Source organism: Agromyces sp. Root1464 (assembly GCF_001427265.1).
GTDB lineage: Bacteria > Actinomycetota > Actinomycetes > Actinomycetales > Microbacteriaceae > Agromyces > Agromyces fucosus.
The window spans coordinates 1,250,859-1,262,491 of record NZ_LMFU01000001.1 but is presented as its reverse complement, the minus strand read 5'-3'; the positions used below and the strand labels follow the sequence as shown (position 1 = coordinate 1,262,491).

General features: G+C 69.5%; 11 protein-coding genes. 1 reads left to right on the top strand and 10 read right to left on the bottom strand.

Features of this window, described 5'->3' with window-relative positions:
- Nucleotides 1-659 precede the first annotated feature (659 nt).
- The 9 genes from ASD23_RS05780 to ASD23_RS05740 form a co-directional block, all read right to left on the bottom strand.
- Nucleotides 660-1,832, bottom strand: coding sequence for an FAD-dependent oxidoreductase (locus tag ASD23_RS05780; RefSeq protein ID WP_056007434.1), 1,173 nt, complete (start codon nt 1,830-1,832; stop codon nt 660-662).
- Nucleotides 1,825-2,538 carry a methyltransferase gene (locus tag ASD23_RS05775; protein WP_056007431.1) on the bottom strand — a complete coding sequence of 238 codons (714 nt, stop codon included), beginning with the start codon at nt 2,536-2,538 and terminating at the stop codon, nt 1,825-1,827. Before ASD23_RS05775 ends, ASD23_RS05780 begins: the two co-directional genes overlap by 8 nt.
- Nucleotides 2,539-2,563: 25 nt before the next feature.
- Nucleotides 2,564-3,706, bottom strand: coding sequence for a type III polyketide synthase (locus ASD23_RS05770; protein ID WP_056007428.1), 1,143 nt, complete (start codon nt 3,704-3,706; stop codon nt 2,564-2,566).
- 79 nt (nt 3,707-3,785) lie between these two features.
- Nucleotides 3,786-4,157: an SHOCT domain-containing protein gene (locus tag ASD23_RS05765; protein WP_235507636.1), complete on the bottom strand. Its 372-nt coding sequence runs from the start codon at nt 4,155-4,157 to the stop codon at nt 3,786-3,788.
- 4 nt (nt 4,158-4,161) lie between these two features.
- On the bottom strand, nt 4,162-4,590 hold the full coding sequence (locus ASD23_RS05760; protein WP_056007422.1) for a DUF6325 family protein: 429 nt from the start codon (nt 4,588-4,590) through the stop codon (nt 4,162-4,164).
- 83 nt (nt 4,591-4,673) lie between these two features.
- Nucleotides 4,674-5,753, bottom strand: a complete 1,080-nt coding sequence (locus ASD23_RS05755; protein ID WP_056007419.1) for an AI-2E family transporter — start codon at nt 5,751-5,753, stop codon at nt 4,674-4,676.
- Nucleotides 5,753-6,424 carry a GAP family protein gene (locus ASD23_RS05750; protein ID WP_056007414.1) on the bottom strand — a complete coding sequence of 224 codons (672 nt, stop codon included), beginning with the start codon at nt 6,422-6,424 and terminating at the stop codon, nt 5,753-5,755. Before ASD23_RS05750 ends, ASD23_RS05755 begins: the two co-directional genes overlap by 1 nt.
- Before the next feature lie 39 nt (nt 6,425-6,463).
- Nucleotides 6,464-8,119 carry a SulP family inorganic anion transporter gene (locus ASD23_RS05745; RefSeq protein WP_056007410.1) on the bottom strand — a complete coding sequence of 552 codons (1,656 nt, stop codon included), beginning with the start codon at nt 8,117-8,119 and terminating at the stop codon, nt 6,464-6,466.
- An 83-nt stretch (nt 8,120-8,202) separates the two neighbouring features.
- Nucleotides 8,203-9,510: an ion channel protein gene (locus tag ASD23_RS05740; protein ID WP_056007407.1), complete on the bottom strand. Its 1,308-nt coding sequence runs from the start codon at nt 9,508-9,510 to the stop codon at nt 8,203-8,205.
- A gap of 271 nt (nt 9,511-9,781) precedes the next feature.
- Between ASD23_RS05740 and ASD23_RS05735 the strand changes: the two genes are divergently transcribed.
- Complete coding sequence (locus tag ASD23_RS05735) at nt 9,782-10,189, top strand: SHOCT domain-containing protein (RefSeq protein ID WP_056007404.1); 408 nt, start codon at nt 9,782-9,784, stop codon at nt 10,187-10,189.
- A 143-nt stretch (nt 10,190-10,332) separates the two neighbouring features.
- Here the strand turns inward: ASD23_RS05735 and ASD23_RS05730 are convergent, their stop codons facing one another.
- Nucleotides 10,333-11,511 (bottom strand): DUF998 domain-containing protein, encoded by a 1,179-nt coding sequence (locus tag ASD23_RS05730; RefSeq protein WP_235507635.1) that lies wholly within the window; start codon nt 11,509-11,511, stop codon nt 10,333-10,335.
- Nucleotides 11,512-11,633: the final 122 nt, after the last annotated feature.

The window sequence follows — 11,633 nt, the reverse complement described above, 5'->3', positions numbered from 1 at the left end:
GAAAGGGCATTGAGAGTTTCAATCACTGACAGAGAAACAACTGACTACTCAAAATCAAATTGTCCATCAATCAAAGGAATCCATACCCACCCCAAAAAGGGACAAGCTGGGGTTCAATAAAATTGGCATTGAACATAGTGCACGCTGTTGAGTTCTCAAGGAACGGACGCACCCGACAACCAACCCACAACAGGGCCGAACCACCGGAGCTCATCGTTCTCATCCGGCCATCCACCAGGGACGCATCCGAACGCTTCAAACCCGGAAGAAAAAACCTTCACAAGCTTGGGATCATCGTGCCAACTTGAGGATCAGAACCAGACGCATCTCAGCAATCCCGCTCTGCGCTCCTGTGGGGCAACGAAGGATTACTTTACGNACAAGCTTGGGATCATCGTGCCAACTTGAGGATCAGAACCAGACGCATCTCAGCAATCCCGCTCTGCGCTCCTGTGGGGCAACGAAGGATTACTTTACGAGGAAACCCGAGCAGTGCGCAAACCCTGCGTGCATCCCGGGCGTGTCGCACCCGTGACCCCAGAAAACACGCGAAGGCCGTCGCCGCGGTCGCTCGCAAACGTGCGGCACCCGCGCCGTTGTGAGCGAGGCCCCGACCCACGACCTGATCACCGCGGCGGGGTCACTCCACATCTTCTCTTCTACAGCCAGCGCATGGTGAACGCCCGGGCGAGCACCGCCCGGAACGGCGGGATCGCGAGGGCGCGCACGGCGGCGTTACGAACCCGTAGCCGCGCTCCCGCGGCCGGAGCCCCCATGCGCATGTTGAACGCGGCCTGACGGATGGCCCGCGCCGCCGACGCCCGCCGCGTGCGCTCGTAGCGCTCGAACGCCTCGTAGGGTGCGCCCGTCTCGATCGCGTGCTCGATCTCTCGATCGAGAAGCAGTGCGTCGAGCCATCCGAGGTTCATACCCTGCCCGCCGATCGGGCTGATCTCGTGAGCGGCATCGCCGGCGAGGGCGACGCGGCCCCGATGCATCCGCTCGGCCAGGTGCTGCCGCGCCTCGAAGACGCTCGGCTCCCCCGCGGCCTCGGGATCGAACCGGCCGTCGACGCGCGCGGCGACGATCGTGGCGAGCTGCATCGGCCCGACCTCCGGCAGCGGCCTGCGCACCCATGCGACCCAGCGGCGTCTCCCGCCCGGGAGCGGGAACGACTCGACGACCCCTGCGGGCTCGAAGTGGAGCAGCGCCGTCGACGGCTCCCCGGTGTCGTCGCGCGTGTCGCCCATCACGTAGTGCGCGCGACCGGGCTTGGCCGCCCAGCCGAGGCCGGCGAGCTCGCGGATGCCGCTGCGCACGCCGTCGGCCCCGACGACGTAGCGGGCGAGCAGCGTGACGGTCTCGCCGCCGTGGTCGCCCGAGACCTCGACGTGCGTGCCGAGATCGCGGAGCCCCTGCACCTCGACACCGTGCATGAGGGCCTCGGAGGCGAGCTCGGCGAGCCGTCGCTCGAGCATCGCCTCGGTCTCGAGCTGCGGCAGCGACCACACGGAGCCCGCCCGGACGAACGACATCGAGCCGAGCACGCGGCCGCGGCACGTCACACGCCCTTCGCGGATCTCGACGCCGGAAGCCCGCACCTCGGCCTCGAGCCCGACCCGGCCGAGTGCGCGCAGCCCCGGCGGATGGATGCCGATCGCGCGCGATCGCCCCGACCGCTCGGTGCGGCGCTCGAGCACCGCGACGTCGCGGCCGCGCTGCGCGAGCAGGCATGCGAGCAGTAGTCCGACCGGCCCGCCGCCGACGATGACGACGTCGTGCATGACGTCGTGCTTGCCGACGCGCACCGAGCCGGCGGATGCCTCAGGCATCCGCTCCCCAGACCACCTCGAGCCGCGACGGGAACGCCCGCCGCACGGCCCATCCCTCGGGCATCACGGGCGCGAGTTCGCCCGCCGTGTGGCTGCGCCGGATCGAGGTGAGCCCGTCGGGGCGGATGTAGGAGCCGGCGAGCAGGTTGCCCGCGAACGGCAGCGTGCCGAGCCAGAATCCCGCGTAGCCGAGCCGCGTGCGCTCGATGTCGCCGTGCACGGCCAGGCCGCCGGGGCCGAGCAGCAGTTCGCTGTCGCGCAGCAGCGCGCCGAACTCGCGCCCGTCGAGGTGGTGCAGCACGTGGTTGGAGACCACGAGGTCGAAGTGCTCGCCCTCGTCGACCAGGTCGCCGCTCATCGCGCGGCGGAGCGTCAGTCCCGGCGTCGGCGGCCGAGCCGATGCCCACGCCATCGCGCGGGCGTCGGGGTCGATCGCCGTGATCTCGAGGCGCAACCCGTCGGCGTCGGCCCATCGCAGCAGCCGCCGCGGCAGGTCCGCGCTGCCGGCTCCGACGTCGAGCAGGCGGGTGCCCCAGACCGGTGAGAGCCGCGGGCGGATCCACTGCAGGTAGACGGCGCGCTCCCCCGAGACGACGGCGTTCACGAGCCGGAACCGTTCGTAGGTCTTCGCGAGCATCACGGGGTCGGCATCGGGCCCGTCCATGAGCTCCTGCGCCTCGGCGTCGCGCGCTCGCAGCGACCTCATGCCGGCCCGCCGAGCAGCACGACCATCACACCCGAACGGTCAGGAGCGCCGACTCGACCGTCAGGCCCGGCCCGAACGCCATCGCTGCGACGCGGTCGCCGTCGGCGGCGGCATCCGAGTGCAGGATGTTGCGCAGCACGAACAGCACCGTCGCGCTCGACATGTTGCCGTAGTCGCGCAGGGTGTCGCGCGCGGGCACGAGCTGCGCCTCGGTGAGCCCGAGCCGCGTCTCGACCTTGTCGAGGATGCTGCGGCCCCCCGGATGGATCGCCCAGTGCTCGATCGCCTCGCTCGACCCGTCGCCCGCGAGCGCCGCCGCGAGCGCGTCGTCGTGCTCGAAGAGCGGCTCGAGCGCGCCGGTGATGTGATCGTCGATGATCGCCGGGATGGCGTTCGAGAGCACCATCTCGAAGCCGTGGTCGCCGATCTTCCACGCCATGTCGCCCTCGCCGACCGGCGTGATGCGAGTGGCGAAGCGGTCGAGGTCGAACGCCTTCTCGCCCGGCTCGGTCGGCCGCGCGGTCACGATGCCCGAACCGGCGCCGTCGGCGAAGAGCGACGACGCCACGATCGTGTCGGGGTCGTTCGACGATCGCAGGTGCAGCGTGCAGAGCTCGACCGAGACGACGAGCACGACCGCCGAGGCATCCGCCTTCGCCAGTTGCGTGGCGATGCGCAGCGCCGGGATCGACGCGTAGCAGCCCATGAAGCCCAGGTGGTAGCGCTCGACCCCGGGGTTCAGGCCCAGGTCGCGGGCGATCATGAAGTCGGGGCCGGGCGCGTAGAAGCCCGTGCACGAGACCGTGATGACATGCGTGACATCGGATGCCTCGATGCCCGGCGTGGCCTCGATCGCCGCACGCCCCGCCTCGACGTAGAGCCGCGTGGCATGCTCGGCGTACAGCTCGTTGCGCACCTTCGTGCCGGGCAGGAGCAGCTCGCCCGACTCGTTGTCGAAGAACACGGGATCTTCGGGGTGCGCGTCCCATCGCAGCTCGTCGAGCACCGAGTGCCGGCGCTCGATGCCCGAGACGTTGAACGAGGTGGCGACGATGCGCTGGCCCAGCCGGCCGAGGCCGGGCTGGGCCGCGAACACGTCGCGCACCTCGTCTTGCACGAGCACCGTCGCCGGCACTGCGGTGGACAGACCCCTCAGCGTGACAGCCATGCCCTCACCCTAGGTACGTCGAAGGAATCGACGACAGGGCTTCCGCCCGCTGCGTCGATCGACTACGGCGACTCACGCCTCAGCCGAGGAGCTTCGCCTTGGCAGCCGCGAACTCCTCGGGCGAGAGGATGCCCTGCTGCTGGAGAGCCGCGAGCTTCTGCAACTCGCCGACCAAGTCGACCCCGGCGGCGGGTGCGGCCGGAGCGGCGACCGCCTGCTGCGCGGCGACGCCCATCGCCGCCTGCTGCTGCGAGACGGCCTGCTGCGCGGCGGCGTCGATCTGCGCCTGCTGCTGCTGCGCCTCGTACTGCTGCTGCTCGTACTGGCCCTGGGCCTTCTCCTGCTGGTGTCGCTGCACGCTACCGCTGACGGCAGTGGCGGTTCCGGCGACGACGGCCGTGCGAGCGGCCATGCCGATCAGGCCCGGGCGTCCCATTCTTCTCAGTGGCATGTTCTTACTCCCCTTCGGCTTCTGCGAGCGCGGCGTTCACGACGGGCGCCGGAATGCGTTCGGTCTGCAGTACGAGTCCGCCCGACTGGGCGAACCGGGATGCCAGGCGCTTGGCCCACACGAGCTCGATCGCGAGGAGCGCCCCCGACGTGCCCGGCGGAATGCCCTGGGCGAGCTCGTGGGCGTCTTCTTCTGCGACGAGGCCGATCGCCTCGAGCTCGACCGTTCCGAAGCCGTACTCGTCGCTCACCTCTTCGAATTCGGTGATCAGCACCGAGCCGTCGAGCTCGCGCGAGATCACGAGGAAGTCGAGCAACCGGATCTCACCGCCCTCGACCAGTTCGCCGATCGCCTCGAGGGTGCCCGGGTCAGGGCGGTCGCCCTCGAACCCCACCAGATACAGCTCCACCGGGCCGTATTCGAACTCCGCCATGATCTCCCCTATCTCACGTGGTTGCAGACTACGCGCGCGGGGGCCTCATGCGCCAGAGCGGCGCGATGAATCCCTGCGGAACGTCAGGTTCGCGTCGCGTGCGGGTCGCCCGTGAGCCGCCGAAGCGGCCCCGAGCGCTCGTCGGGTTCGAGCAGGAGCGCCCGCACGAGCAGCGTCAGCGGGATGCAGAGGATCGCCCCGATGGGGCCGATCACGAGCGTCCAGAACACGACCGAGAAGAACGTCAGCGTGAGGCTGAGACCCACCGCGTCGCTCACGAACTTCGGCTGCACGAGCACCTGCAGCACGACGTTGATCACGCAGTACGCGGCCACGACCGCGAGCGCGAGCGGCCATCCGCCCACGACGAGCGCGAGGATCGCCGGCGGGATGAGTCCGATCACGAAGCCGATGTTCGGGATGAAGTTCGTGACGAAGGCGAGGATCGCCCAGACGATCGGGATCGGCACGCCGACCCACCAGAGGAACAGGCCGTCGAGCACGGCGACCACGAGTCCGAAGCTCGCGTTCACGACGTAGTAACGGCGCACGCCCGAGAAGTAGCGGGCACCGATCGTGTCGGCGGCTGCGGTGCCGAACACCCGGCCGCCGCGGCTGAGGCTCGAGGCATCCGCCGCCATGAAGATGACGTAGGCCAGCACGAAGAAGAACGCGGTCGCGGCGCCGAGCACGGCGTCGGCGACGCCGGCGGCGAAGGAGAGGAGCGTCTTCGGGTCGATCGCGGCCGCCGCCGACTCGGCCGCCTCGCTCGTCATTCCGAGCGACGTGAGCCAGTCGTAGACGCCCTGCACGGTCGCGGTCAGTTCGTCGGCGTAGTCGGGCAGCATGCCGATGAACTGCGCGGAGGCCACGACGAGCAGCGTGGCGAGGATCCCGAGGATCAGGTACGCGACCACGATCACCGCCGTCGTCGCGAGCCAGCTCGGCCAGCCGCGACGCTCGAGCGGGTGGCGCACCGGATGCGCGATGATCACGACGACCGCGGCCACCGCGGCGGGGGCGAGGATGTCGCGGGCGAACCACACCCCGGCGAAGACGACGCACGCGGCGGCGATCGTGATGAGCACCCTGGTGCCGTGGGCGAGCCCGCCGCCCCCTGTTCCCCGAGCCGGTCGAAGGGCGCCGCCCGAGACATCCGTCATCAGAAGCTTCCGATGCCCTTGCCGATCAGCACGACGCCGATCACGAGGAGGAGCACCGCCATCACGGTCGCGTTGTTCTGCACGAGCCAGCCGCGGAGCGACTCGAGCGGCCCGGCCATCTTCTCGGAGGCGAGGAGGTAGGCGATCACCGGCACCGCGACCGAGCATGCGGCGATGATGACGAAGATCACGATCACGAGCGTGATCTCGCCGCCGCTCAGGCCGGCCGTGCCGATCAGCACGCCCGCGCCGGCCGCCATGAGCAGGTTCTTCGGGTTGACGGCCGAGAGCAGGAACCCGAGCACCGCGCCGCGCATCGTGGTCATCGAGTCGATCGCGGACATCCACTTCGGCAGGGCGGCGGCCTCGCCCGCCTTCGGGCGACCGCGCCACTGCTTCAGGGCGAGGAACAGCAGTCCCGCGCCGAGGAGCAGCTTGATCACGCCGGAGATCGGCTTGGCCGCATCCGGATCCTGCTCGGGGATGATCGAGGCGAGCAGCGTGAACACGACGACCGCGACGACGATGCCGAGCACCCAGCCGATCATGAAGCCGACGCTCGTGCCCTTCGCCTTCGGCGAGAGCAGCATGAGGATCGCCGCGATGATCGGGATCGGGCTGATCGCGATGCCGAGTGCGAGCGGCAGGATGCCGCCGATGACCTCGCCCATGTGTGAACTCCTGTCTGGCGGCGTGGCCGCCGTCGTCGTCTAACCCTGTTGCGGTGTGCTCGCGAGCGCCGCGATCGCGGCGCGGTTGGTGTCGAAGATCCGGCGTTCGCCGAGCAGGCCGAGGTCGGTCAACCGGTCGCGGGCATCGGAGCGCACGCGGCTGAACCCGAGTTCGATGCCGCGGGCATCGAGCCACGCAACGAGCGCCGTGAAGCTCTCGGCGCCGGTCACGTCGACGTCGGTGACGGCCTCCATGTCGATGACGACGTGTCGCACGGTTCCCTCGGGCACCGCCTTGACGGCCTTCTTCACCGCGTCGTCGAACACCGACCCGTTCGCGAAGAAGAGCGGGGCCGCGAGCCGGATGACGATCACCCCGGGCGCCGTCATGGTGCCGACGGGCGCCTCGCCGAGGAGCGACTGGGTGGGCGAGTCGCCCGCCGCGAGCACGTCGATCGGCGGGTTCGCCGCGCGCTTGGCGAGGTTGATGAGCGCGAGCACGAAGGCTACGACGATGCCCGCGATCGAGCCGACGAACAGCGTCACGAGGAAGCAGACGGCGGCGATCGCGAACTCGAAGCGGTCGAGCCGCCAGAGCATGCGGAAGTCCTTGATGCCGAGCAGCGGCAGGATCGCGACGCCGACGATCGCCCCGATCGCGGGCGACGGGATGTCGGCGAGCAGGGCCGTGCCGAAGACCAGGAGCAGGAGCGTGCCGACCGCGAGCACGAGTGAGGGCAACTGCGTGCGGGAGCCGGCCTGGTCCATCGCCGCGGTGCGCGACGTCGAGGAGCCCATGGCGAAGCTGCCGCTCGCGCCGGCGGCGATGTTGCCGAGGCCGAAGGCGAAGAGGTCGCGGTTCGGCCTGGTCGGGTAGTTGTTCTTCTCGCCGTACGACCGCGAGACGAGCAGTCCCTCGGCCGTCGTCACCATCGTCAGCGCGAGGGCCGACGGCACGAGCATGAGCCACATCGTCCAGTCGATGACGGGCCACGTGAACGCGGGGGGTCCGGCCGGCACCGCGCCGAGCACGTCGACCCCGGCGTCGTCGAGATCGGCGATCACGACGACGACCGTCGCGACGATCAGCACGACGAGCGCCCACGGCACGAGCCGGAGGAACCGCTGGCCGAGGATCAGCACGGCGACCGAGAGCGCCGCAATGGTGAGCGACCACGGGTTCGTCGTGCCGAGACCGGTCACGAGCTCGACGACCTTGTCGACGAACTCCCCGCCCGAGTCGATCTTCACGCCGAGCATCTTCGCGATCTGGCTGATGAGGATGTCGAAGGCGAGGCCGCCGACGAAGCCCACGAGGATCGGCTTCGACAGGAAGTTCGCGATGAAGCCGAGCTTGAAGACCGACATGAGCACGAAGAGGATGCCGCAGATGATCGCCTGCGCGAGCGCGAGCGTCGCGTAGTCGGCGCTGCCGGCCGCCGCGAGTCCGCCGAGGGATGAGGCGACGAGGGCCGCGGCCGCGGCATCCGGCGACACGACCAGCTGCCGCGACGAGACGACGAGCGCATAGACGACCGTCGGCACGATGAGCGCGTAGAGGCCCGCGGTCGGCGGCAGGCCGGCGATCTGCGCATACCCGATGTTCAGCGGGATCGCGATCGCGAGCAGGGTGACGCCCGCGGTCAGTTCGCGCGCGACGTTCTTCCTGCTGAGTCCCACCAACGGCTTCTGCACCGGTACCCCCTCCGTCTGCTCAGATCGACACTAGCGAGCGGATGCCTCGCCGCACCCCTCGTCTCACGCCGCAGGCGGTGCCATCAGTCGGCGCCGGCCGGCGCCGAGGGTGCCGACGCGGAGGCCGGGTCCTTCTTCGGCGCCGCGATCCGGAACTCGGGGACCCCCGACACGAGGAGCCAGGCCGGCAGCACGATCACGCACAGCATCGGGAGGATCGTGATGTCCCCGGCGATCGCGACGGCGACGAAGATCGAGATCCACCCGTCGCGGGTCACGACGAGCAGCACGCCGACGACCGCGCAACCGACGGCCAGGCCGAGGGGAAGCGACGGGATCAGCGCATGCCCGAGCATGCCGAGCGCGACGCCGATGAACGTCGCCGGGAAGACGCGACCGCCGCGGAACATCGAGCTGGCCGCGATGAGCAACGCGACGACCTTGATCCCCGCCATCGCGGCGAGCTGGCCCGCGTCGTACTTGTCGGGGTCCTGCAGCAGCTCGCCGACCTGATCGAGGCCCTTGAACATCGTGATGGGTCCGCCGAGCAGGCCGAGGAGTCCGAGGAGCAACCCGCCGGCCGTCGCGACCAGCACGGGGTACCGCAGCGAGTGCATCGCACGGTAGACGATCGGGAATGCGGCGAGCATCGCGAGTCCGACGACGACCGCGCCGACCGCGACGACCGTGCCGGTGAGCAGATCGAGCGCCTGCGGAGCCCCGTAGACGGGGATGTCGAACGCGAACGCCGGCTGGCCGAGCAGGCGCATCGTGAACGAGCCGGCCCCGGCCGCGGCGAGCGGGAGGAAGAGCCGATCCCACAGAGCACCCCCGGACTTCAGCGCGGCGACGATGCCGGTGAAGACGAGGGCTGCCGCCACGGGGGTGCCGAACAGGGCGCCGATCGTGCCGGACGCGGCGAGCAGCACGACGAGCTGCATGGGCACGGAGGGCATCAGCCGCGCGACCATCGCGACCATGATGGCCGAGTTCACGGCAATGATGGGGTTCTCGGGACCGAGGCTCACGCCGCCCGCGAGGGCGAGCACCGTGACGATGATGAGGCTCGGCAGGTTCCCCAACGGTTGCGGAGGCTCGACGAGCTCGGTCGTCGCCGAGTCGGAGCCGCCGTGCCCGGGCATGAACTGCAGCACGAGGCCGACCGCGAGACCGGTGAGCGTGAGCACGACCACGATCCACCAGCCCGACGGATCGACGCCGAGTGCACCGGGAATGCCGTCCCACAGCGCGGAATCGAGCACCGCCGCGACGCTGTTGAGCGCCCAGAGCACGAGCGCGGAGAGGACGCCGATCGCGAGGGCCGGGATCGCGAGGAGCAGCAGTCGCTTGGGGGTGACCTCGGGGTCACGTGGCGGGATGGCGAGGCTCACGGTCAGATCCTGTCTGCGAGGGTCAGGGGTGAGAGAGCAGCGCGAGGCCGAGGCCCCATCCGTCGATGTCGAGCGATGCCACCCGGTCAGCCACGTGCCCTCCCGGTGCCGAGGCTACCGCCGGGAGGCTCGCGCGGTGGGATGCACGCCGTCACTTCCGCCCAGCCACTGCCCGCGCGGCATATGGACGTGCGAGCGCGCCACGCGGTAGGTTCACCTCAGCAGCGCTCTATGGGGGGCGTTCATTCACAGTGAAAGGCTGCACACGCACATGAGTTTTTGGGAAAGTTTCTGGGACCTGATCTGGTGGTTCCTCTGGGCATTCGCGTTCATCGCCTACCTCTTCGCCCTCTTCGCGATCATCGGCGACCTGTTCCGCGACCAGAAGCTCAACGGCTGGTGGAAGGCGGTGTGGATCATCTTCCTGATCTTCGTGCCGTTCCTCACCGCGCTGGTCTACCTGATCGCCCGCGGCAACGGCATGGCCGAGCGCTCGCAGAAGGAGTACAAGCAGGCTCAGGCCGCGACCGACGCGTACATCCGTCAGACCGCCGGCTCCGCCAGCCCCTCCGATGAGATCGCGAAGGCCAAGGGCCTGCTCGACTCCGGCAGCATCACCCAGCAGGAGTTCGAGCTCCTGAAGGCCAAGGCGCTCGCGCACCCCACGCAGACCGTCTGATTCCAGACCTGCAGCTGAGAGGGTCGGATGCTTCGGCATCCGACCCTCTTCGCGTACCCGGGTACTGAGAGGGTCGGATGCTTCGGCATCCGACCCTCTTCGCGTACCCGGGTGCCGGCCGATGAACGGCCGACGGTCGCCGGTCAGGCTGCCGACGTCTGCGCCTCCGGGATCGGCGTCGCCGCGGCATCCGAGGCGGAAGGTCCGTGCATGGCCCCGGTGTTGCGGAGGAAGACGATGATCCAGCTGAAGATCAGCACCGCCGCGACGAGCTCGACCGCGGTGAGGTTGTAGTACCCCGTCGCGAAGAAGATCGCGAGCATCACGATCACGCCGACGTAGACGTAGCCGAGCAGGATGAACACCTTCGGCATCGACGGGATGAACCATCGCAACCCGATGACGAGCACGGCGAAGGCGATCGTCATGCCCGTCGCCACCGTGTTGTGCACCAGGAAGAACTGATCCACCGGGAAGATGCCGACGCACGCGAGGAAGATCCCGAGGAGGATCATGCCGACGCGCACGATCGTGCGGCCCCGCAGCTCGGCGCGCGTCGTGGTCGGCACCGCGGCCGTCGCGTACCGCGCGATCGTCGTGACGATCACGCCGGCGATGATGAGGGTCAGGTTGAAGGCGAGCGCCGAGATGTCGTTCGTCATGCCGAGCGCGCTCAGGTTCTTCTGCCACCAGAGCGGATCGCTCGAGCTCAGCATGCTCGCGAGTGCGCCCACCACGAGGAAGAGGGCGAGCACGAACGAGAGCAGCATCGGCGTCAGGTGCGCAGCCGAGAGGAACACGGCATAGGCCGTGACGGCCATGCCGACGCCTGCGAGCACGGCCCCGGGGATCGTGAAGACGACCGCGCCCTGGAAGCTCTGCTCGAGCAGGTCGGCGAGCCCGATCCAGCCGAGCAGCGCAATGAAGGCATGGGCCAGTGCGATGGCGGTGAGATCGAACCAGTGGATGCGCGCGCCCGGGGCGTCGAGACCCGGCAGCACGGAGTCGGCGAAGCCGGCCGCGCTGCGCGTGCGCAGCGCGAGACGGCCGAGCAGGAAGGCGATGAGCGTGGCGATCGCCGAGCCGAAGCCGACGAACTCGCCGAGCGAGCCCTGGCCGGCGATCGGCAGGTTCCGGCCCAGGAACATGAACCAGGCGACGAGTCCGCCGATGACGAACACCGCGGCTCCGATGAGGAGGGCGATCGATTCGAGCGACTCGGCCGTGGCCGCCGGATGCCGCAGCACACGGCGGATCGACGACGGAGCGATCGCGATCGGCGATGCAGGCGGGGCGTCGAAGGTGGTGGTGTTGCGGCTCACTGGCGCTCCTCGAGATGTGCACCGCGCGCGGTCCCGGCCTCGCCGGCGGCGTGGTGATTCGGCATCAGCATGCCAGCGATCGGGCCGGTCGCCCGCGAACGACCCGCCCTGCGCGCTCAGCC